The organism is Aliidiomarina sp. B3213 (assembly GCF_003290085.1).
Lineage (GTDB): Bacteria > Pseudomonadota > Gammaproteobacteria > Enterobacterales > Alteromonadaceae > Aliidiomarina.
Genome location: NZ_QMKJ01000002.1, coordinates 885543 through 908957 on the forward strand (window position 1 = coordinate 885543; position 23415 = coordinate 908957).

Annotated in this window: 19 protein-coding genes; 8 read left to right on the top strand and 11 right to left on the bottom strand. The window is 46.6% G+C overall.

Translation table 11 applies throughout. The annotated features are described in order from the left end of the window. Positions 1 to 18: 18 nt before the first annotated feature. From DQX04_RS09370 to DQX04_RS09395, 6 genes are all read right to left on the bottom strand, one after another. The gene (locus DQX04_RS09370) at positions 19 to 945 is read right to left on the bottom strand and encodes a MipA/OmpV family protein (protein WP_165831977.1); all 927 of its coding nucleotides are present in this window, start codon (positions 943 to 945) and stop codon (positions 19 to 21) included. A gap of 104 nt (positions 946 to 1049) precedes the next feature. Continuing rightward, on the bottom strand, positions 1050 to 1469 hold the full coding sequence (locus DQX04_RS09375; protein WP_111915618.1) for a VOC family protein: 420 nt from the start codon (positions 1467 to 1469) through the stop codon (positions 1050 to 1052). A gap of 31 nt (positions 1470 to 1500) precedes the next feature. Beyond that, entirely contained in the window at positions 1501 to 1797 is a 297-nt protein-coding gene (locus DQX04_RS09380) for a helix-turn-helix domain-containing protein (RefSeq protein ID WP_111915619.1), read from the bottom strand. 4 nt (positions 1798 to 1801) lie between these two features. Further along, positions 1802 to 2251 carry a hypothetical protein gene (locus DQX04_RS09385; RefSeq protein ID WP_111915620.1) on the bottom strand — a complete coding sequence of 150 codons (450 nt, stop codon included), beginning with the start codon at positions 2249 to 2251 and terminating at the stop codon, positions 1802 to 1804. A gap of 159 nt (positions 2252 to 2410) precedes the next feature. Next, positions 2411 to 4243, bottom strand: a complete 1833-nt coding sequence (locus DQX04_RS09390) for an ABC transporter ATP-binding protein (RefSeq protein ID WP_111915621.1) — start codon at positions 4241 to 4243, stop codon at positions 2411 to 2413. Continuing rightward, positions 4243 to 5532 (bottom strand): mechanosensitive ion channel family protein, encoded by a 1290-nt coding sequence (locus tag DQX04_RS09395; RefSeq protein WP_111915622.1) that lies wholly within the window; start codon positions 5530 to 5532, stop codon positions 4243 to 4245. Before DQX04_RS09395 ends, DQX04_RS09390 begins: the two co-directional genes overlap by 1 nt. Before the next feature lie 149 nt (positions 5533 to 5681). Here DQX04_RS09395 and DQX04_RS09400 point away from each other — a divergent pair, with 149 nt between their 5' ends. Further along, positions 5682 to 8744 carry a ligand-binding sensor domain-containing diguanylate cyclase gene (locus tag DQX04_RS09400; protein WP_111915623.1) on the top strand — a complete coding sequence of 1021 codons (3063 nt, stop codon included), beginning with the start codon at positions 5682 to 5684 and terminating at the stop codon, positions 8742 to 8744. Here DQX04_RS09400 and DQX04_RS09405 read toward each other — a convergent pair. Beyond that, complete coding sequence (locus DQX04_RS09405) at positions 8741 to 9304, bottom strand: glutathione S-transferase family protein (RefSeq protein ID WP_111915624.1); 564 nt, start codon at positions 9302 to 9304, stop codon at positions 8741 to 8743. The two genes, DQX04_RS09400 and DQX04_RS09405, sit on opposite strands and share 4 nt — an antisense overlap. Before the next feature lie 182 nt (positions 9305 to 9486). Here DQX04_RS09405 and DQX04_RS09410 point away from each other — a divergent pair, with 182 nt between their 5' ends. Together DQX04_RS09410 and DQX04_RS09415 are read left to right on the top strand one after the other, a co-directional pair. Continuing rightward, positions 9487 to 10023: a phosphatase PAP2 family protein gene (locus tag DQX04_RS09410; RefSeq protein WP_111915625.1), complete on the top strand. Its 537-nt coding sequence runs from the start codon at positions 9487 to 9489 to the stop codon at positions 10021 to 10023. 18 nt (positions 10024 to 10041) lie between these two features. Further along, positions 10042 to 11085 carry a glycosyltransferase family protein gene (locus tag DQX04_RS09415; RefSeq protein ID WP_111915626.1) on the top strand — a complete coding sequence of 348 codons (1044 nt, stop codon included), beginning with the start codon at positions 10042 to 10044 and terminating at the stop codon, positions 11083 to 11085. On the opposite strand, the gene DQX04_RS09420 is transcribed toward DQX04_RS09415, so the two are convergent. From DQX04_RS09420 to DQX04_RS09435, 4 genes are all read right to left on the bottom strand, one after another. After that, positions 11082 to 12752: a M28 family metallopeptidase gene (locus tag DQX04_RS09420; RefSeq protein ID WP_111915627.1), complete on the bottom strand. Its 1671-nt coding sequence runs from the start codon at positions 12750 to 12752 to the stop codon at positions 11082 to 11084. The genes DQX04_RS09415 and DQX04_RS09420 overlap by 4 nt on opposite strands. A gap of 99 nt (positions 12753 to 12851) precedes the next feature. Further along, positions 12852 to 14903: a TonB-dependent receptor gene (locus tag DQX04_RS09425; RefSeq protein WP_111915628.1), complete on the bottom strand. Its 2052-nt coding sequence runs from the start codon at positions 14901 to 14903 to the stop codon at positions 12852 to 12854. Next, positions 14903 to 16054 carry a PQQ-dependent sugar dehydrogenase gene (locus DQX04_RS09430; RefSeq protein ID WP_111915629.1) on the bottom strand — a complete coding sequence of 384 codons (1152 nt, stop codon included), beginning with the start codon at positions 16052 to 16054 and terminating at the stop codon, positions 14903 to 14905. The genes DQX04_RS09425 and DQX04_RS09430 overlap by 1 nt, the downstream gene beginning before the upstream one ends. 57 nt (positions 16055 to 16111) lie before the next feature. Further along, positions 16112 to 17026 (bottom strand): hydrogen peroxide-inducible genes activator, encoded by a 915-nt coding sequence (locus DQX04_RS09435; protein WP_111915630.1) that lies wholly within the window; start codon positions 17024 to 17026, stop codon positions 16112 to 16114. A gap of 341 nt (positions 17027 to 17367) precedes the next feature. Between DQX04_RS09435 and DQX04_RS09440 the strand changes: the two genes are divergently transcribed. The 5 genes from DQX04_RS09440 to ccoG all read left to right on the top strand — a co-directional run bounded on the left by DQX04_RS09440 (position 17368) and on the right by ccoG (position 23413). Then, the gene (locus tag DQX04_RS09440; RefSeq protein ID WP_111915631.1) at positions 17368 to 18165 is read left to right on the top strand and encodes an undecaprenyl-diphosphate phosphatase; all 798 of its coding nucleotides are present in this window, start codon (positions 17368 to 17370) and stop codon (positions 18163 to 18165) included. Continuing rightward, positions 18165 to 19196 carry an FAD:protein FMN transferase gene (locus tag DQX04_RS09445; protein WP_111915632.1) on the top strand — a complete coding sequence of 344 codons (1032 nt, stop codon included), beginning with the start codon at positions 18165 to 18167 and terminating at the stop codon, positions 19194 to 19196. Before DQX04_RS09440 ends, DQX04_RS09445 begins: the two co-directional genes overlap by 1 nt. Positions 19197 to 19275: 79 nt before the next feature. Next, positions 19276 to 20628, top strand: a complete 1353-nt coding sequence (gene mgtE / locus DQX04_RS09450; protein ID WP_111915633.1) for a magnesium transporter — start codon at positions 19276 to 19278, stop codon at positions 20626 to 20628. Between the two features lie 55 nt (positions 20629 to 20683). After that, positions 20684 to 21925, top strand: coding sequence for a Zn-dependent hydrolase (locus DQX04_RS09455; protein ID WP_111915634.1), 1242 nt, complete (start codon positions 20684 to 20686; stop codon positions 21923 to 21925). A 57-nt stretch (positions 21926 to 21982) separates the two neighbouring features. After that, entirely contained in the window at positions 21983 to 23413 is a 1431-nt protein-coding gene (gene ccoG / locus DQX04_RS09460) for a cytochrome c oxidase accessory protein CcoG (protein WP_111915635.1), read from the top strand. The last annotated feature ends 2 nt before the right edge of the window (positions 23414 to 23415 follow it).

Below are 23415 nucleotides of genomic sequence, written 5' to 3' on the forward strand. Positions count from 1 at the left end.
AAGCAAAAGGAAACCGGTTTAGAAGCGATAACCCACCCCCAAGAACCAGGTCGTTACCGAGTCAGAGTGAACGAGCGGACTATTACTAATACCATTCCCTAACTGAAGGTATTGATATATACCTAATAACCGCCAATGGCCGCTCAGCGGTTTTTGCCAGGAAAGAGAGACAGAGGGCTGCCAAGAAGCTTCTGCTTCGTAGTGATGAGAAGGTGACTCTTCGAATGAAATGCCATAGTAGTAATCGATAAGCTTTTCACTTTTATACGCAGCTGCCATGCGTACTGAAAATATACTCGATTCTAAATAGTAGTTTCGAACCAGTGAAACATTTGCAGAGTAACCTTTATGGCGGCTAAGCGCGTCATTAAAAAGTTGTCCCCTCACGTGCCAACTTTCAATATTCGTGTCGAACTGAAACCCTAAGTCTATGGAGTATTCTCGCTCCGACACTGACCGCACAGAAACGCCTTGTCCACCGCTCGAGCCGCCAACAGGATCGTCCTCAGGGTCTGTGAAAGAAGGCAGATGCACAGCGTCTGAGTTGCCCGATTGAAACGGTGACTCTAACCACATACCCAGGTAGTGTTCGTCGAAAAAGCTACGCTCTGGGTTTACTCTTGCTACCACGCTCCACTCAACATTGGTGGACGGGTCTATGCGCCAGCCAGCAGTTCCGTTGTCGAAAAAGAAATGACGGCCGTAATAATAAAGCTCTGGCAGTATAAAAATGTCCATGTCGTGAACGTCGACCAAAGAGCTAGAGCGTTGACCATAGCCAATTGCGAAACCTACACCGACGTTACCAGGCGTGATGCACTGACCGTTTCGTTCACAATACCTCAGGTGGTCGCTTGCGTAACTTGAGCTTATGACAAAACCAGAACCTAGAAGGCTAAGGCTTACTGCCAGAATTGTATTATTTAAATGTTTCAATAGTTTCACTGGGGAAATGCCCTCATATTGCAATAAAACTCTAGCAAACCGGAAACTACTGCGCAGCTAGAGCTGACAATTATTGACAACTCATTACCTAAGACTAAATAGACTTACCAAGTTCCTGTATTTTCCATGGTGTCCCAAGGTGCTTGTGGCGGTAATGACTCACCTGCTTGAAGTAATTCCACAGATATACCGTCTGGCGAGCGTACAAATGCCATGTGACCATCTCGAGGTGGGCGATTAATGGTTACGCCCATACTTTGTAGGTGTTCACATAGGGCGTAAATGTCTTCAACCTGGTACGCCACATGGCCAAAGTTTCTTCCGCCTGAGTAGCTTTCACGGTCCCAGTTATAGGTTAACTCTAGCTCTGCCTCGGGTTGCCCCGGTGCTGCCAGATATACAAGCGTAAAGCGCCCCTTTTCCACATCTACTTTACGCGTAACTTCTAACCCTAAACCGTCACGGTAAAAGCGAAGTGATGCGTCTAAATCTTCAACACGAACCATGGTGTGTAAATACTTCATAAAACTCTCCAAATTATTCGTTGGTTACGTATTAATTTAACATGAGTGTGGCGGCAACTCCGCATAAGAAGCCCCAAAACATGGCGAGTAAAATATAAAGTACAACCGAGCGGTTTTTCTTCGCTGACGTTTTGGATTCCCCAAGCAGTTGCTCGCGCTCGAGCTCAAGTACAGCGCACAACGCATTACATGTTTCTATTGAGCCTTGCCCTTGGCTTTCCACTCTCTGAACCGTTCTTAGGCTTAAGCCAGCAACTTCAGCAAGCTGTTGCTGTGTCCACCCTTTCTGAGTTCGGGAAGATTTAACAGTATGCACATCTATTTGCACAGCGTTATCCTCCGAACCACTGAATTAAGTATTTGGCAGAAAAATACCCTACAGCAAAGCCTGCGAGTAAGAATGGAATAAAGGTTAAGATGAAACGCTTCCATGTGAATGGTTTCCCTTTGTGCCCTTGCCCGATGTACTTCATGAACTCGAGTTCGTCTTGGTCTACACGCTGACCGTCTACGCTGAAGTACACATTATAAATACCGAGCAAAAGGTTTTTACAACTCTTTACCGCGACTTCAACAGTGTATTCTTTGTCGTCGACCTTGAAGTTATGCGTGTTTCTCATGTGCCAGCTTCTAGCTTGCGACACGAGTTCGCCGTCTACGTAAATTTTCTCTAGTCCGCTATAAGTTGAAAACCATACTGTAATTTGGTGGTCTTCGTGGTCGAAATATACTTCCGCTTGCTTCCAAGTTGCCGAAGGTGCCTTTTTATTTTGATCGTTCATGAAAAATAAACCTCATTATTTGATTTAAATGATATCGCGGCTAAGTCTCGCCGGTCGACTTCATTGAAGCGGAAAAGAGTTTTTGATTCGCCGACAGTTGTGTGTCAGTCGTAAAACTGGCACCTGACAGTTTTACGACAATCCTTAATTTTCAGTGACTTAATGGTCGGTTGCGATAAAGCCGCCAGATTGGCGTTGCCACAGCTGCGCGTATATTCCTTGCTTAGCCACCAGCTCGTCATGACTTCCTTGTTCAACAACTTGGCCATTATTCATAACCACTAAGCGGTCCATTTCGGCAATAGTCGAAAGTCTATGCGCTATGGCAATTACGGTTTTACCTTGCATCAGCTCGTTGAGGTTCTCTTGAATAGCAGCTTCTACCTCAGAATCTAGCGCTGAGGTTGCTTCGTCGAGTATGAGAATAGGCGCGTCTTTGAGCATGACACGCGCAATGGCTATGCGTTGACGTTGACCGCCGGAAAGTTTCACGCCGCGTTCGCCCACATGAGCGTCATAGCCGTTACGCCCTTTGCTGTCTTCAAGTTCTAAAATAAAGTCATGGGCGTGGGCTCTTTTTGCCGCTTCGACTATTTCTTCGTCGGTAGCGTTGGGCCTTCCATAGGCTATGTTTTCTTTAACCGAGCGGTGGAGTAAAGAGGTGTCTTGGGTAACCATACCAATATTACCGCGCAAAGTTTCTTGCTGTACTTTGGCAATATTCTGCCCGTCGATACGTATTTCGCCTGACTCAACGTCGTAAAAGCGAAGGAGTAAATTGACTAAGGTTGACTTGCCCGCACCAGAGCGCCCGACTATACCCACTTTTTCTCCAGCTTGAATAGCTAGGGAAAGCTCTGACATTACGTCTTTTTGTTTGCCGTAATGGAAGTGAACAGCGTCAAACTCTATCGCGCCTTGGGTAACGCTCAAAGGTGCTGCATCAGGAATGTCACTCACTGTTTGTTCAACAGCGATAGACTGAATGCCGTCTTGTACTGTGCCAACGCTTTCAAACAAAGTAGAGAGCTGCCACATTACCATTTGCGACATGCCAAAGAGTCGCAGAACCATACCGATAACTACGGCAACCGCACCTAAAGACACGCTTTCTTGGAGCCATAAATAAATGGCGACGGCGGCAGAGGAAAATAGCAATAAGCAATTAATAAGGTATAGCGCGCCGTACAGCCAAGTGACTAAACGCATTTGTTTATGCACGGTGACTAAAAAGTCGTCCATACCTTCTTTAGCATAGTCTGCTTCACGTTGCGAATGAGAGAACAGCTTTACGGTTTGAATGTTGGTGTAGCTGTCTACAATGCGGCCGGTCATTACCGAACGGGCATCAGCTTGCTCTGCTGAAACTTTTCCCAGTTTGGGTACAAAGAAATACATTAGTGTGCCGTACACTAAAATCCATGCGGCTAACGGCAGAGTGAGTCGCCAGTCGGCTTGGCTAATGATGAGGAACATGCCAAGGAAGTACACGGCAATGTAGTTCACCACTTCGATAAACGTAATAACCACTTGGCGAACAGCGAGGGCCGTTTGCATCAGTTTGGTGGCAACACGACCCGGAAACTCGTCTTGGTAATAACTCATCGACTGGCGCAATAAATAGCGGTGCACCAGCCAACGAATACGCATCGGGTAGTTACCCAAAAGTGTTTGGTGGGTAAGCAAAGAGTTGAACCACACCATGAGGGGTAAGCCGACCAGCACCAACAAAGCCATGCCTAACAGCTTCATGCCTTCGTTTGTTAAAAAAGTTTGTCTTTCTTGAACAGAAAGCCAATCGACAATATTACCTAGAAAAGCGAACAGCCAAACTTCAGCCAGTGCGGTAAGAGCCATTAGTATGGCGCTAACGACTAAGAATGGCGTAGCGCCACGGGTAAAGTGCCAGCAAAACGCGAAAAAACCCTTCGGTGGCTGCTCTAAAGACTCCGCCGGAAACGGGGGTAATCTAGATTCGAACCACTTCAGCATTAGGACTTGTCTTCCAACCGAAAGCCTTCAGGGACACTTTTTAAATGTAAGTCGCGCTGTGGGAAAGGAATCGTAATACCGTTTTCTTTGAATGCTTTCCAAATAGCTACGCGCACCATAGAAGAAACGTTCTCTCGACCATTTTGCGGATCGGCTATCCAAAAACGAAGCTGTATGGTTATGCCGCTGTCTGCAAATTCGGTGAGCAACGCATTCGGAGGTGGATCCTGCAGTATGCGGTCTGAAACCGCGCCACATGCTTTAACGATTTCAAGCGCCTTTTCTACGTCATCTTCATAGCTAATGTCGACATCTACACGTAAGCGAACATTAGTGTCGGCGTAACTCCAGTTAATAACCTCATTAGTAATCAGGTTTTCGTTGGGTATCAGAATGTCTACGCCATTACGATCTCGCAATACAATATAGCGAGATCGCAGCTCTTGTACCCAACCAAACCGGTCGCCCACGGTAATGTTGTCGCCAGGTTTTACCGAGCGGTCGAAAATAACAATAAACCCACTGATGAAGTTTGCCGCGATACGTTGTAAGCCAAAACCCAAGCCAACACCCAGTGCTCCGCCAAATACGGCAAAGGTAGACATGTTAATACCCGCAGCACTCAGCGCGACGAGAATAGCTATGGTGATGACTGCAAACTTGGTGAATTTAACTAAGCCTACCCGTGTAGACGGGTTAAGCACCGTGCTTTCGCTAATTCGTCCCTCAATGACATTGGTAATAATACCGGCCATGGCTAATGCAAGGGTAATCATCACTACCATTTTCAGTCCGCTTAACAGCGATAGCCTGAAGTCACCCATATCTAAGCCCACGCTATCTAGCGTGCTAAGTGTTTGTGGTAGTACCCCAAGTAGGTGTAAGCCTATGACTAACCAAATGATGAGCCCTACTACACTTTCGAGCGCTTTGAGAAGTGGGCCGCCTTTCAAACTCTTGCGGAGTAAATAAATAATAAAGCGAATACCGGCTAGCGCAGCAACTAGCGGTATTAATACAGACATAGCTTGATGGGGAAGCTGAAACCTTTGAAATACCAACTCGCCGAGTAGCAGTATAAACAGCGCTGTAAGTGGCCATGCTACGCGCTCTACGCTTCGTAGTAGCACACGAGCAAAGCCTTTCGCTGCCTCTGTACGTTCACTTTGCTGTTTTTTCCAAGCAAAATGAACCGCGGCAGCAACACCGAAAGCGAAAACAATAAACGTGGCTTGCCAAGCGTTCTCTACATGTAAAATCTGATTTAAATATTGGGAAACTGTAGTCATAAAAACCTGAGCTGTTAAATACACCCCCTAATGATGCTCGATAATATCGAAAAACGCCAATAATCAAGGTTCTGTTATCGAGCTCATTAGATTAAGATGGGACATGTATTGTTTGATTCTTAAGCTGATATAATCCTTTTTGGAACTCTATGAAGTTTAGCCGTTTTACCCTGAAAGCAGTTGTGAACCTTTTTTTGATTGCAGCATTGCTGTGGGCAAAACTGTCTTTTTCTACCCCCGTGTTAGCCGACGAGCATCTTTCCTTTGAGCGTATTTCAGACACAATAGGCGGTCGTCAGAATTCGGTTTATGAAATTTACCGAGATAAACAAGACTTTCTATGGTTTGCCTCCGACACCGACGGGTTGCTTAGATATGACGGCTATGAATTCGCTCTTTGGTCTTCAGATGTTCTAAGAGCAGACGCTCGGGTTAGCTTCGCACATGTTCGCCGAACTCAAGACGGCCGCCTTTGGGCAGCCACATGGGGTAATGGCCTAATGGGGTGGGACCACGCTTCTGGCGAATATAAACAATTCCTTCATCAACAAGAGAACCCTGAAAGTTTATCCAATGACCGAGTGCAAACACTCTATGAAGACTCTAGAGGGCGACTGTGGGTGGGCACGCTTTCTGGGCTCAATTACCTGCAAGCGTCAAATGACGTTAATTTGGATGCATTAACATTAGAGACTTTACCTGCAGGCCATCCTTTGCATGATGAACGCATATGGAGGGTGGCAGAATCAGATAGTCGTTTGTGGGTTGCTACAACTCAAGGCTTGTTTGAATTGTCGAAAGACCTCACGCAATGGCAGAAACATTTGATTTCTCCGGAAGCTTCAGGGCAAAACCGGCTAAATGAGATTCGTACGGTTTACATTCACAACGAGAAGATTTGGGTGGGAACAGACGAAGGTTCTTTTCTGTTCGATCCTGCTAGCTCAGCTTTTCAGCATATCAATGTGCCTGAAGATGCGAATTATATTGCCCAAGTTAGAGTGAATACATTTCAGGCTATCCAACTTGGTCAAACCAACCAGGAGCTTCTTTTAGTAGGCACCACAGACGGTTTGTTCGCTATAGACCCAGAACAAAAAGCATATCGCGCAATAGAGCACGGTAGGTGGCGTTTACTGCACGATGTCGATATTCGAACGCTTGAGCAAGACGGTACGGGTGGTGTATGGGCCGGCACCCGAGACCTAGGCGTGTTTTATACTCGAAATGAGAGTGAGTCTTTCCGGTCTGTTGCTGAAGAAAATCCAAATGTAGTGGAAGAGCTAGAACTGGACCGTGCTGTTTTTTCTATTCATGAAGGTGCTGGGGAAGAACTTTGGCTTGGTACCTCCAATGGTATTGTTATTCGCGAAGAGGGCAGTGGTAATTGGCGACGGGTTGCTCAGGCTGAAGGTCAGGCATTAGGACGAGTTGAGTCGATTTTGAAAGATAGTTTAGGCGCTTACTGGGTTGCTGCAAATCGTAACTTGTATCGACAGAATTCTATGAATAGCGAGCTCCTGAGATTTACTGATATTCATGATCAGTTATTGCTTGACGAAAACTCCATTACCGAGATTTTTGAAACAGACGAGCAAACGCTGCTGTTAGGGATTTGGGGCTTGGGGTTAGCAGAGTACGACCTGAATACCGGTAATGCCGAGTGGGTTTTCCAAGGTTTTGAAGAGCTGCAGGGCGACTTAGTTTACGACATTGTACATGTTCCTGAGCATGGCGAGTGGATGGTTACTCGTTATTCTGGTTTGTTTTATCGAGAGCATGGCTCTAATGAGTGGCATCACTTTAACTTGCCTGAGTCTTTGCCTTTGAATGACGACTCATTTTTATGTGCATATGCTTGGCGACCTAATGAGTTGTGGTTGTGCTCGACTGAAGGCGTGTGGAGAATTGATACGTCTACGTATGAACTTAAACCCGTTTCAGGAAGCCTTGGGAACGTGCGTGTCATAGGTATGGTTCATGACCTTAATAACAGACTTTGGATGCTCTCCAGTTGGGGACTTACCCGTTATAATCTCCAAGATCAGTCAGTGGTCACCTTTGGATTGAACGACGGTTTGCCGGCTACAGAGTTTGTGCGCCAAGCAATTCACCGCAATGCCAACGGCGTGATTGCAGTTGGTTCGGTAAGGGGAGCTGTTGAATTTAATCCGTCTGATTTAGATTTTAATCAGTCAGCTCCGTCTATTGGGTTAAGCCGAATTTGGATCAACGAAATTGAGGTAACAGGTCAAGTAGGACTTGAGTCACCAGAACTTAACTTGAACCCCACCGACAGATCCTTCACCGTTCAGTTCAGTGTTTTAGATTTCCACGATACAACTAGGAATGCTTTGCGATACAGACTTATAGGCTTGAACAACCAATGGAGTAATTGGAATAACCAACGCCAAATTACCTTCGGTAGCATAGCTCCGGGAGAGTACACGTTAGAAGTGCAAGGTAGAAACAGCCTAGGAATTATGGCGAAGTCTACGTTACGCATTCCGATTCATGTGGCTAAACCATGGTGGAGAACGTTCTGGTTCTGGACCATATTAGGTGCACTTATTATTGCGGTGTTTCAAAGTATTTTGAAATGGCGTCTAAGATCATTAGAAAGGGTCAATGCTAGACTTGATACGTTAGTTAAGGAACGTACTCAAGAATTGGAAGTATTGAATAACCAGTTGAAAGCACAATCTCAAACTGACTATTTAACGAAACTTCCTAATCGTCGTGGCTTTACAGAGCGCTTTAAATTATTACAAGCCCAGGCTCAAAGAAGTATGCAGCCGATGGCGCTGATTGTTTGCGACATAGACCATTTTAAATCATTCAACGACAACTACGGGCATGAAGCAGGTGATCAGGTTCTTATGGCGTTGGGGAGTGAATTAGGACGCAGGCTGCGGGCCCAAGATGTAGCGGCGCGCTGGGGGGGAGAAGAATTTGCTATTTTACTCACAGATACTGACGAACACGGTGCTAGAGTGGTTTGTGAGAACCTAAGACAGTCTATTGAGAATATTAGTGTCGTTTACGAAGGGGCTGATCTTGATGTGACCGCAAGCTTCGGCATTTACTTGAGTGAGGATGTAACAGCGCCGCTCGATCATTGGATGCACTGTGCTGATATTGCACTTTATAAGAGCAAGAAAAGTGGCCGTAATCGCGCTGAGCTCTACACGGCCAGTATGGAAAACAACTAGTTTTTCGGAGGCGCTGTTCGTACGAAGCTCTCGTGCTGGTTAGCGGCGGCTAAAAACTTCTGTAATTGTGGGTATGCGTCTAATGTTAGGCGTTTTCTATAGAGTGCCCAGTCGAGAAAGCAAGCTAGTCGAATGGTAGCGTCGTGCCATGGCAGTTTGTCGAAGTCCCAAGGCGTGTCGTTTAAGCTCTTCAAGATAGCATGAGTACGCTGTTGCTGGCGCTCTAAATAAGGAGCTTGCTCCGGTGTAATGCCATCGCGTTCCAATAGAAATAGGTTAATACAGGTATCCATGGCTGTATTAACCAAACAATACATGTCGAAGTCTTCTAAGTTAGAAAGAAAGTCACCGCCAGAATGCTCGCGAACATACTTCAAAATGGCCGACGAGTCGTGCAATTTCAACGAGCCTATTTCTAAATAGGGCACGCGCTTTGCTGGGCTTCCTTCGGCGCTTTGTGCGTAGTCTGTTTCCACAAATTCAAATTGTTCACCGGACTCTTCAAGTGCAATCCGACAATGGCGAACAAAGGGCGAGGTATAACTGCCGAACAATTTCATGGGAGTTCCTTATGTTTCATAACTTCTATTGAATATATGACGCGAGCTGCATCATGTCACTTTGATACCGGAAGGGCAATTCAGTTCCATCTGAGCATTGTTCACTAAATCATCACCTCGCTGTAACAAAACTTTCATACTGCCCAACTAGACTTCACTGCAATCAAGCCGTGGAGAATCCTATGAGCTGGTTAGCACAATTACAACGATTTGATGAATGGATGTTTTTTGTCGTGTACGACGCGCTCAAAAACATTACCCGTTACCGTATTGCTCGCTGGGTTTCTAAAAGTGGTGACGGCTACGGCTATCTTTTTGCTTGTATTGCCGCATTTGCGTGGGGAGATCCCGATGCATTTTGGCTCCTCTCGTTGTTGTTAATTGGCTTTGCTATAGAGCTTCCCGTGTATTGGGTGCTTAAAAATAGTCTTCGCCGACAGCGCCCGTATCAAAGAATTGCCCGCTTTAAAGCCGTAATTATTGCTCACGATCAATTCAGTTTCCCTTCTGGTCACACTACAGCAGCCTTTATGTTTGCAGGCCTATGCCATGTGGTGATGCCAAGTTGGACCTTGTTGGTGTATGTCTGGGCAAGTGCGATTGGCCTGTCTAGAGTTGCTTTGGGTGTGCACTACCCGGGCGACATTTTTGCGGGTGCGTTGTTGGGTTCTGGCTTGGCTTACGCGGTGCTGCAGTTGGGCGTGCCTTGGATTGGATAATTAAGATAGAGGTTAATCATGCGAATTTTGATCGGTGTTCAAGGTACAGGAAATGGCCACTTAAGCCGCTGTCATGCGTTAGCTGCGGCACTTAAAAATGAACCTAGTATTCAAGCTGATTATCTTATTTCTGGCCGCGCCCAAGACAAACTGTTTGATATGGAAGCCTTCGGCGATTACCAATGGCGCAAAGGTTTAAGCTTTCAAGTTCGCGATGGGAAGGTTTCAATAATAGATACGATAAGCCAAAACCCGTGGTTACAATTTTGGGACGACGTGCGTAGCTTAGATTTAAGCCAATACGATTTAGTGGTAACTGACTTTGAGCCCGTAACTGCTTGGGCCGCCCGTCGCCAAGGTGTTCGTTGTATTGGTATGGGTCGTCAGTATGCCTTTTTTAAAGACCTACAAGGTGTAGCGATTAACCCGTTACAGCGCGCCATGCTCAAGCAATTCGCGCCGTGCGACACGACCTTAGGCATGCATTGGGAAGCGGGAGGTGAACATGTTATTCCTCCACTCATTCACGGCGGCATTAGCGGCGACATGGTCGATAGTAATCAAATATTGGTTTACCTTCCATTTGAAGACTTGCATGAAGTACATACGCTATTGAAGAACTTTCCTGAATACGAATTTCACGTTTTTCATCCTAACGCAGAAATTAAAAGTGAAGGTCATATTCATTTTCATCCACCTTCCAGAAGCGAGTTTCCAAAACGATTTGCTTCAAGCAGCGGAGTGCTTACCAATGCTGGCTTTGAAACGAGCAGCGAAGCTCTATCGCAGGGTAAACGTTTGCTAGTAAAACCATTGCATGGTCAGTTTGAACAGTTGGCGAATGCAAATTGTTTAATGGACAGAAATTTGGCAACAAGTATGCCGGAACTTTCTGTTTCTGCCATTGAAGACTGGTTAGAAGAAAGCCAGCCGATTCGCATCGACTGGCCTGATGTAGCTCCGGCTATTACCCAATGGTTAGCTTCTGGTGCGCAACTGCCAGTCACTGAGCTAAGTCGTCAGCTCTGGCAGCAAACACAGTTTGTACAAGCAGTGGCTTAAGGCTGACGCTGGTCTTCGCTCTCTAAGCGAAGTGCTTCAAACTCATTACCTTCCGCCCATTGTGGCCACTCGCGGCTGTTCGCGAGTTGCTCACCTACACGGTAGAACACCCACAAGTCTTGTTGAATGCCGCGTAAATCCCAGTCTGGGTTATATTCGTCGCCTTCTTTGTGGTAGCGATTTGCTAGGAAGTCACTTGCCTGTTCACGGCCGTACTCTTCGCCTCGCAAGAAGTGGTCAACACCACCTTTCGCGTAAAGCACCGGTACACCTTTCTTCGCCATGCTGAAGTGATCAGAGCGATAGAAAATACCCGCTTCAGGGTTCGTTTCTGGTGCTAAATAACGATTTTGAGCCTGTACGAAAGGTTCAGCGAATTCTTGCATATTGGAGTTGTTCCAACCCACAATTACGAAATCACGCACTGGACCGTGAGCATAAAGCATATCGATATTGATACCTGCAACAGCTTGCTCTAAAGGTAGCAATGGATTTTCCACATACCATGCAGAACCCAGTAGGCCACGCTCTTCTGCACCTACAAGCGCAAACACTACAGTACGCTCAGGTTGTTCACCTTCAGCAAACTTTTCAGCCATTGAAAGCAGTCCTGCAGTACCCGTAGCGTTGTCTTGCGCGCCATTAAATACCTCACCACTGACTGGCTCAATACCCAAGTGGTCCCAGTGGGCCATATAAATAATGTGCTCTTCTGGATATTTAGAACCTTCGATGTAGCCCACCATGTTATAGGTGTCTAGCTCTGAAAATTCATTTTCAATTTCCATAGAAACAGACGCATTTAGGCTTGTTGCAGCAAAGTCTTGTGAAAGCGCTTGTTCATGAGCTTCTTCAAGTGACATGCCGATGTTTTGGAAAAGGCGATCTGCAGTTTCAGCTGAGAACCAACCTTCTAACTCAACGCGGTGCATGTTGTTGTTTTCTGCTTTCATGGTGAAGCGCGCCGGTGAACCGCCAGCAACTACACCCCAGCCGTAACCTGCAGGGCCGTCTTCGTGGATGACGATAGCGCCGGTAGCGCCTTGACGCGCAGCCTCTTCAAACTTGTAAGTCCAACGGCCGTAATAGGTCATGGAGTTGCCTTTGAAAAGGTCTTCGTCTTGCGTGGCATAACCTGGGTCGTTTACAAACATCACCACGGTTTTACCTTCTACGTCTAACCCTTCGTAGTCGTTCCAGTCATATTCTGGCGCAACAATACCGTAGCCAACGAACACAAGTTCACTGTCTTCGATACTGATTCCATCGACCATACGGTTAGTCCAGCCGGTAAAGTCTGTGCGGTTTTCCAAGGTAAATTCGCTAGACTCAGTTTGCACTGCCATATCGGTAATACGTGTCGGAGCAATACGAACCAGAGGTAATGGTTGTGTGTAGTTTTCATTCGTAAATGACTGAACGCCTAATTCTCTGAAGTGGTTCGCCACATACTCAATAGTAAGTTCTTCGCCACGTGTACCAGGCGCACGTCCTTCAAATTCATCAGAACTTAAGGTGCGTAAATGTTCGCGGTACGATTCGTCAAATTGGTAATCTACGATACCGTCAGCATCAACCATAGCTGCTGTGTTTTCAGTGTCCTCAGTAGCAGGACTACACGCAGTAACTAAGGCTATGGCTGAGGCGCAAAGTAGCATGTTGCGCATGATAGAGCCTCTTATGTAATTTTAAGTTGTCGCTATATAAAAAATGGAACGCCTCGCATCATAGCGAAAAGCGCTCCATTAAAGAAGAGACGATAAGACTTACGGCTCAAATCTGGCGTTAAAACCAATCATCCAAACTCTGCCTGGGGCAGGCTCAAAAGAACGCCCGCTTCCTTGGTTAACCACTACAGAGCCGACGTACTTTTTGTCTGTGAGGTTATCGATTCTGAACCATGGCTCTATCACCCACCGGTTTTGCGTGTACTGAGACGAGATACTTAAGTCGTATACTGTGGCAGACGGTGCAAACTCTGAGTTGTCATCATTCGTAGCGATTTTAGACCGATAGGTTTGATTGAGCTTGAACTGTAAACCAAAAGGCGAGAACCAAGTGACCCGGTTATAAAGGTTGGTTTGTGCGATACCCGGTAGTCGGTTTCCAGATTCTGCTACAGCGCCTTGGTATGTGGCGTCAAGATAGGTATAGCTTATGTCCCAAACCCATTGTTCGCTTAAATTCCAATTCGACTCGAATTCAAAACCCGTACGCTCTGTTTGGGCTGCGTTGCGATAAGTTGTGCGACCATCGTTACTTTGATCAACAACGATGTCGTCTTCACTGTCGATAAGAAATAAACTGGCTTGCCCACGGAAGTTTGGGTTGTACCATTTTAACCCTATTTCGGTTTGCTCTATAAGACTAGGTCTTAAGTCGGTATTTAAACCCGTGCCCGTATTCCGATAGGCCATCTCTGTGAGTGTTGGTGACTCGAACCCTTGTCCGGCAGAGATATACGCACTGACAGCCGATGACACTTGATAGTTAAGTCCTTGGCTCCAAGACCACTCATCTATATTTGCACGCCCGCTGTCGTCCGGGCTTTGTGCGGTGATGTAGCGATCGGACACGGAAAAGGTCATGGATGAGGTTCTGACACCTGCGGTCCAGTGCCAGCGTTCAGTGAGCGAAAAGTTGGAAATGAGAGATAGATCTGAGCTTTCCACTTCTCCGGTTTCGTCTCTTCGCAAATCACCAATAACGCCTTCGTTATTTACATACCCTTTTCTGGTGTCTTCTTGTGACGCAAAGTCCGCTCCCCATGTCAGTACCCAATCGTTTGAGCTAGGTACGTTCCAATCATATGTCGCAGAAACGCCATAAAAGGCGCGGCTTAAATCAATCACAGCACCTGAACTTGTCGGGTCGTCGCCCGCAAAAGGTAGGTATTGAAGAATTTCTCGTTCTCCATTCCAAAATGCGACTTGCCACGGGATAGATACACCCTCAAGAGTAATAGACTGTTGTTGGTGAGCGATTGACTTGCGTGTTTTGAATTGAAATGCTCGCGGGTGAACCTGAGAGGGGTTTTCGCGCCAAACTGACGCTGTAAGTGCGAGTGGATCTTCGATTTCAGGGGCGTCATTATCATCGACTCGGATCGTTATACGAATATTTTCGCCGTCGTGAAAACCGCGCAGCGCCAATTGCTCTCGCTCAATAGCGCCAACCTGTCTGTCACCCGCACTGCTAAATTCGGCATAGTCGACACGAAAAGCTTGTTCACCTCGGCGATATGTTCCTTGAAACCGCGACTTCTCTCGGCTCGCACTGCCTTGACTAAAGTGAACGAACGCGGAAGATACTAAAGGCATTTGGCTTCTTAAGTCGATAACACCACCTGCGGCATTACCATAAATAGCGGCGAGCGGACCACGCAGAACCTCAACATATTCAGGCTCGTCAATAAGTATGCTGGAGGTTTGAGCTTGGCCGTCTGGCATGGATAGCGGGATACCGTCTAAGCGCAAACGCACACCGCGCACACCAAAGGCTGCTCGAGCTCCAAAACCTCTTAGCGTAATGCGCGTGTCTTGAGCGAAATTGTAGCGAGTATCTACTTGTAAGCCAGAAATACCTTCGAGAATTTCGGCGACGTCAGAGCGCTGCCCCGGTAATTGTTGCTCCACCTCCACACGTGATACCGAAGCAGGCGTGTTGAGCCAAGGTGTTTCTGTTCTTGAAGCCGTTACCGTAATGGTTTCAATGTTGTCGTTGCTGTCATTTTCAGACTGACCAACCACGGCACTGGAGTTGAAAAGAAAAGGGCTTACGAGAATCGCAAGCCCCATTTTTTTTGAGTTACAACGCATTATTCAGCCTTTGGACTTAGTCTCAATATTTTCGCATTCTCACGCTCGTCGGTAAGCGCGTAAACATAGCCTTGTGGCCCTACTGCAACTTGGCGAATTCGGTAGTCCATAGCTATTGGTTCGTAGTGCATCACTCGACCGTCTTCAATTTCCATGCGAGCAATTTGTTGTCCACGCAATGCGCCCGCAAGAATGTTGCCTTGCCATTGTGGGAATACATCACCTTGGTAAAAAGTCATGCCAGACACTGCGATAGAAGGTGTCCAGTGCCAAATAGGTTGTTCTAAACCGTCTTTGTGAGTGCCTTGAGAAACAGCAAGTTCTCCGCCGCCGTATTCTTCACCGTAAGTGATCAGTGGCCAACCGTAATTGTGCCCTGCCATTGGGTGGTTAATTTCGTCACCCCCTTGCGGACCATGCTCTACAGACCACATGGTGCCTGTGCTTGGCTGAATATCGATACCTTGAACGTTGCGGTGGCCATAGGACCAAATCTCTGACTGTGCGTCTGCGTCATTCACAAACGGGTTGTCGGAAGGGATGCTGCCATTAGCGTGAATACGAATGATCGTCCCGGTATGGCTGTCGAGCTCTTGGGCTTGCATCATTTGGTGTCCGCGATCGCCTAAACCGAGGAATAAATACTGACCGTCGTCACTAAAAGTCATGCGACCGCCATAGTGTCTGCCGCCTTCTACTTTTGGCTCGCCACTGAATACACGGGTGAAATCTTGTAGTTCGTTGCCAACAATACGCGCATGGGCAACGGCTGTACTGGTAATAGTGCTTCCCGGAGACTCGGGTTCTGAGTAGCTAATATAAATACGCTGTGACGTTTCAAAGTCGGGGGCCAGAACTACGTCTAATAAACCACCTTGGTTTCTCACTTTTACTTCAGGCAAGCCTGCTAGGGGCTCTCCTAATGTGCCGTCGGATTCCACAATACGAATCCGCCCGGGTAGTTCCGTAACGAGCATGCGACCATCTGGCATGAATGAAATACCCCAAGGGCGTACAAGGCCAGAAGCTACCGTTTCTACTTCAATGTCTGCCCAGCGCGTTTCAATGGTTGTTCCGTGGTCGTCCGCGCTAGCTGCATGAGTTGTACTCATTAGTGCTGTCGTTAATAAACTTAATGTTAACTTTTTCATGTTCACTCCCTGTTGCGTTGTTGCTAGTTATACGCAATACATTCATTTTGAGATTCATTACTTCAACGTGTTTATAGGCATGAGTTCTGCCAAGGTTTCCGCCACTTTTCTAAAGGTTTGGCGGCGGCTAGTGGTGGGGCGAAATACCACCCCAATTTCCCGATATGCGTCACCGTCTACTGGATTGGTAATAATCATTTCACTGTTGTCTAAAATACCTTGGTCTATGGCAAGTTGCGGCATAAATGTGGCACCCTCTAGCGACTCTGCCATTTGCACCAAACTATGAATGCTCGACGCAGTAAACGGATTTATTTTCTTGGTATTTCCCAGTCGGCATGCTGTAACCGCGTGCCCACTCAGGCAATGCTCTCTTTCAAGTAGGAAAATGCTTTGGTCCGGCAAGTTGTTGTAGTCGAACGGGTCGCCTAATTGGTCGTAAATTTTAGGGTGTACTACAAACTTAAAAGGATCACGACCGACTACCCATTGTTGGTTGCCATGAATATCTACCGGAACGGCAAGAATAAGCATATCGAGTTCGCCGTCTCGAAGTAGGTTAAGTAGCTGCTGGGTGGTGTCTTCGCGAATATGAAGTTGAAGCTTTGGATACTGGGCCCGTAAAGTTTGTGTTAACCGCCCTAGAAGAAACGGGCCAATAGTAGGAATACAACCCACACGCAAAGGGCCTTCCATTATGCTTCCCTTGCTTTGCGCATAATTTACCAATTCTTCGGTATGAGTAAGAATATTCCTTGCTCGGTCGACAATTTCCTCACCCATGGCAGTAAACAGAAACGATTTATGGTCGCGCTCAATAAGCTGACAGCCGAGCTGCTCCTCAAGGTTTTGAATGCCGCTACTTAATGTGGATTGGCTCACAAACGAAGCCTGCGCGGCACGGTTGAAGTTCTGGTGTTGATGCAAGGCAAGTAAATAGGTCAGATTCTTGAGGCTGGGTAGCTTCGCCATAAATCGCTCCTTAATCTTATAATTCGATTAGTATAATTCCTTTTATTCGATTTTGTCCACGCAGGGTTTGGGCTAACATTTTCTTGCTCAAACGGATCTTTTGTCACAAAAGGTTCATTTTTAGGGGGTATCATTCCTTTCAGTTTCCCCCTGGGAACGGTTGTTGCTAATTTAAACCGTAACATTGCGCCCGCTATTCCCCATAGCGGGCTTTTTTTTGCCTGTTGTTTTTTTATCTATTCATGTTGGCGCTAGCTGTTTCTAAGCAACGTTTCTGCTAAACTTTCAGCCTACTAAAAGACTCTCTTTCTTCGATAAAAATTATAATCAGAGACCATTTCATGGAATACATTACCGCAATTATTTTAGCGTTGGTGCAAGGGATTACCGAGTTCTTACCTGTTTCTAGTCAAGCCCATTTAGTGCTAGCTGGCGAATGGTTCGGTGAGGTTTACCAGGGTTTAGACTTCGACGTAATTTTACATGCGGGTTCGTTGGTAGCGGTTGTGACTTATTTCCGGCACGAGTTATTTGCCATGGCAAAAGACTGGACTGGTTCGCTGGTGGGCGGTGAACGCACCAAAGACTCGAAGCTAGCGTGGTGGGTTATTATCGGCACTATCCCTGCGGGGGCGCTGGGCATTTTACTGAAAGACTATGCTGAAACAATTCTAAGAAGCCCATGGATTATGGCAACAGCGCTTATTGTTTTCGGGCTATTTTTAGGATTAGCGGACTGGAAAGGTCGCGGCAAACGCACTGAATACGACTTAAATTTAAAAGACGTTATCGTGATTGGCTTTTCTCAAGCGCTGGCGCTTATCCCAGGAACTTCTCGTTCGGGCATTACTATGACAGCCGCATTGTTTTTAGGTATGTCTAGGGAAGCTTCTGCTCGTTTTTCTTTCTTGTTGTCAGTACCTGTGATTGCGGCCGCGGGACTGCTTTACACCATAGAGCTTGTGCAACAAGGCACAACTATGGGGTTAGGTCCGCTGTTGGTAGGCTTTATTGTCGCGGTGGTGAGTACCTATGCGTGTATTCATTACTTTTTAGCATTCATAAAGCGTATCGGAATGCAGCCGTTTGTTATTTATCGTGTGTTATTAGGCTTACTGATTATTGGAGCAGTTTGGTGATGAAAACAGTATTCAAATGGGTAAGTTTACTTTGCTTAGGTATATTCCTTAGCGCTTGTTCAAAAGAGCCTGAAACACTACAAGGCAATATTTTTGGAACGTTTTTCCAGGTGACTATTGCAGGCTCTGAGCGTTATGAGCGAGAAGAAGTAGAGCAAGGTGTACTTGAAGTTCTTAATCGAGTAGACATGCAAATGTCGACCTATAAAGAACAGTCGAATTTAATGCAGCTTAACCAAGCGCCAGTGGGTGTTCCTTTTCCAGTTCCAGCTGAGCTATTTGAAGTATTAGAACTTTCATTAGACGTGTCTGAAGCCTCGGGTGGAGCGTTCGACAACACCGTAGGTGGTCTTGTTAATTTGTGGGGGTTCGGTCCTGAAGGTCGGGTAACTTCGGCCCCACCAAATGAATTGTTGCAAACACGCCTAGCGCGGGTGGGTTACAACAAAGTAGAACTAGATGCGCAAAACCAAACCGCCACAAGACTTGCTGATGTGTTCATTGACCTTTCAGGTATTGCTAAGGGTTATGCGGTAGACCAAGTTAGTGAGTATTTACTAGATTTAGGCATCGAGAACTTCTTAGTGAATATAGGCGGAGACTTGCGCAGCCAAGGTAAACGCAGCGAAGATGCTATGTGGCGTGTGGGCATTGAAGTTCCTACAGACCAACGACAAATGGCGCAACATATTTTGCCGCTTACCAATATGGCAATTTTAGGCTCCGGAGACTACCGAAATTATTTTGAAGAAAATGGTGTGCGCTATTCGCATACTATAAATCCGACAAACGGTCGCCCGATTGCTCACCGGTTGGCCGCTGTACATGTGTTGCTCGAGTCTGCGGCAGAGGCTGATGCTTGGGCCACCGCGTTACTTGTGTTGGGAGAGCAGCGTGGGTTATCGCTAGCAAACGAGTTGGGTATTGATGCTGTTTTCATTTACCGCGAAGGTAATGATTTTGCGACCTTAATGTCGAATAGTTTTAAAGCTAATCATGAAGCACAGCTAGAAATTCCAACTGTACTATAAGTATGTATAATTATTTGGCGTTACAATTTGATTTCATTGTAAAATAAGCTATACCGTCGCATGACACAGGAGATTGGTCATGGCCGTTGAGTCACAAGAACATTTGATAGATATGATCGAACAAGGCAATGAAAAAGCCTTGCGCACCATGCTGTCAGACATGGCTTCAGCGGATATTGCAGAGTATATCGACGAACACTTCGAAGTTTATAACGCCCTCGCCTTACTTGAAAAAATGACGCCTGAGCAACAGGCTGACGTTTTTGGCTACCTTCGCCCGAACAACCAGCAAGAACTTGCTACCCACATGGAAATTGGTTTACTCGCCAAGTTATTCCGTGACATGAGTTCAGATGAACGTGCCGACGTGTACGCCATGTTGGACCTAAAACTGCAAGATGCACTCATGCGCAGAATGGCAAAGCGTGAGCGCGAGGATATGCTGCGGTTGGCAAGTTATGAAGAGGGTTCGGTCGGGGCTGTGATGACCTCAGACTATGCCGCCATTCCTATGGGAGGCACGGTTGAAACTGCGTTACGTAGGCTTCGCCAGAGTGCCCCAGAAAAGGAAACTATTTATCAGGCTTATGTAGTCGACAGCGATCATAAACTGCATGGCGTAGTGTCTTTGCGTGACTTAATTACCGCGTCACCGGACGACCCGATTGACGACATAATGGTGAAAGACGTAGTGACGTTGACACCCGATATGCCACAAGCAGAAGCAGCCAGAATTATCAGCCGCTACGACTTTATTGCGATTCCTATTATTAGCCACGACAATATTCTTGTGGGCATGGTGACCTTCGATGACGCGATGGACGTTGTGGAAGAAGAAGACACCGACACCATGCACAAATCGGCAACGGTCGGAAAAATTGATGGCGGTTTGAAAGACGCAAGCCCTATCCTACTTTACCGCCGACGGATTAATTGGTTGGTTTTGTTAGTGTTTGCCAATATCTTCTCGGGAGCAGGAATCGCCTACTTTGAAGCGACCATTCAAGCGTATGGCGCTTTATTGTTCTTCTTACCGTTACTTATTGCTTCCGGCGGTAACACGGGTGCGCAGGCTGCTACGCTTATGGTTCGTGGTATTGCCACAGGTGAAATTGCCAGAACCGACTGGTTCCGGATGCTATTCAAGGAACTTACGGTTTCAATTGGTCTTGGTGTAACTATGGCGGTTGCCATTATGGTCGTAGGCTGGTGGCGCGCCGGTCCGGAAATTATTCTGGTTGTTGCGATCAGTATGTTCTGTATTGTTCTCGTGGGTAGTTTAATTGGGGTACTACTGCCGTTTGTACTTAACCGTTTAGGTTGGGACCCTGCTACAGCAAGTACACCTCTGGTCACCACAATTGCAGACACCAGTGGTGTTCTTATCTACTTCGGATTCGCCACAACTATTCTGAATATCACGCCAACTTAAGTTGCTAAACGCATGCCTTGTTCTAGTCTTTAGGTAGACAAAACAAGGAGTTTTCATGCCAAACATCAATCTTCCTCGCCTCAAAGAAAGCCTAATGGAGCTTTCTCGTATTGGTTTTAACCCTGATGACAAAGGTATCTACCGTTCGGGTTTTACAGACGCAGACATGGAAGCAAGGCGATGGCTTATTGATTTGGCCAAGAACGACGGTTTTAGCGCGGACATGGACGGAGCTGGAAACGTATGGTTGGGCTACGACACAGGAAAACATGAGGAAGATAGTGCGGTTGTGATGGGCTCGCACTTAGACTCAGTTCCTGCTGGCGGTATGTTTGACGGTAGTTTAGGTGTAATGGCTGGCTTAGAAGTGATGCGTACAGTTCGCGACCACGAGCTCAACCTGCAACACCCGCTTAAAGTATTAGGAACTGCAGAAGAAGAAGGTCGTTTCGGCGGTATGTTTGGAGTGCAAGCCATTACCGGAGATCTCACGCCGGAATGGATCTTGTCTGCACATGATGCTGATGGTGTTTACCTTGCCGATGAGATGAAAAAGCAAGGCCTCGACCCGATGGGGGCGTTAGATGCAGCGTGGCAAAAAGACCAAATGAAAGCTTATTTGGAACTGCACATAGAACAAGGCCCTGTGCTCGACCTTGAGAAAATTCCATTGGGTGTTGTAGAAGGTATTTCGGGGGTATTTAAGTGGATTGTGAAACTCAAAGGTAAAGCTGATCACGCAGGTACGGCGCCAATGCATATGCGAAGTGACGCGTTCATGGGGTTGGCGGACTTTGCGCACGAAATTCAAAGAATTATTGATGAATGGGGCACGGACATGAGCCGTATTACTGTGGGTAAAGTTGATTTAAAACCAGGGTATCCGCACACCGTACCAGGAGAAGTCATTTTCACTATCGTTGGCCGAGACATGAGCGAAGATGTCATGAAAGCTTTGTCGGAGGCTTGTGAGCGAACGCTTCGGGCGATTTCACGAAGACATAGACTGCATTTCGAATATGACGAAGTGAGCTGGTTAGGCCCGAATTACTGCGCCCCAAGTATGATTGATTTGATGGAGATCAAGGCGAAGGAGCGAGGATGGGAGTATAAAGTAATGCCCAGCGGTGCTGGCCATGACGTGCAATTTTTTACTCATATTACCGAGTCGGGTTTGATTTTTATTCCGTCTGTGGGTGGGGTGAGTCATGCACCAGATGAATGGTCGCATTGGCACCATATTGAAATGGGTACAAACTTGCTTCTTGACTGCGCTATTGAGCGGGCCAGTACATGAAATTCGTAGTTAAGGGGCGTATACTAACGCCTTTAATGGCTTAAAAGTGGTATTGCCATGGAACAAAAAATAGAAGTTCAAGACGCGCCTCCGAAGTCGGTTCGTATTCATAAGCCCGATCCCAGCAAAAGTAACAACAGTTACGCACCACGAGATCAAATTTACGTTCGTGAAGTCAAAGGACGTGTAGAAACCCTAAGACGAGTGCTTGGTTTCGCGCTTATGGCGGCTTTTGCTTTGTTACCTTGGCTAACTTGGAATGGCGAACAAGCCATTTTACTCGACATTCTTGACCAGAAGTTCCGTATATTCGGACTGACGCTTTGGCCGCAAGATCTCACTATTTTGGCGTGGATTTTTATGATTGGGGCTTTTGCTCTGTTCTTGGTCACGACGTTATATGGTCGTGTTTGGTGCGGGTTTACCTGCCCGCAAACTACATGGACTTTTATTTTTATGTGGTTCGAGCGGAAAATTGAGGGCAGCCGCCACCAACGAATGAAGCTAGATGCTCGCCCCATGGACTTCGACAAGTTCTGGCGTAAAACAGCCAAACATTCTGCTTGGTTGGTTGTTGCTGTACTCACCTCGATGACCTTTGTTGGTTACTTCACGGACATACGCGCCCTATTCCAAGAGTTTTTCTTATGGAACAGCAGTGCTTGGGCAACTGGCTGTGTTTTATTTTTCACCTTTGCGACTTATGGAAATGCGGGTTGGATGCGTGAAATCATGTGCACGCACATTTGCCCATACGCAAGGTTCCAGTCTGCAATGTTCGACAAAGACACGTTTATAGTGGCTTACGATGAGAAGCGAGGCGAACCACGAGGGCCGCGTAAGCGTAAAGCGGACTTAGACGAAGTCGGATTAGGTCATTGCATCGATTGCCAATTATGTGTGCAGGTATGCCCAACGGGTATCGACATTAGAAATGGGCTGCAATACGAATGTATAAACTGTGGTGCTTGCATTGATGCTTGCGACGGCGTCATGGATAAAATGAATTACCCTCGCAAGCTGATTAGCTTTACCACGGAAAATCAGCTGGAAGGTAAACGCACCAAGTTATTTCGTTTTAAAAGTGTAGGCTATGGGTTGGCGTTAACCGTATTAACAGGCTTATTGGTGCTCGACATACTGCTTCGCATTCCACTCGAGTTCGACGTTATTCGTGATCGAAACTCACTATTTAGAGAAAATCAGCAAGGTTATATTGAAAACGTGTACACCCTACGTGTGATCAACAAGTCGCAAGAAGCTCAAATATATACGTTGAGTGCACAAGCCGAGGGAGTTGAAGACCTGCAATGGCACGGGCCAACAGAAATTACGTTAGAGGGCGGAAGTACGGAAACCATACCGATTAGTTTGGCCATAGACCCCTATTTTCTTGATACGCCCATGAAAGAAGTGACCTTCACTGTGCAGTCGATAAACGAAGAACGCGTGAATATGACCGTTGAATCGAACTTTATTTATCGGTAACC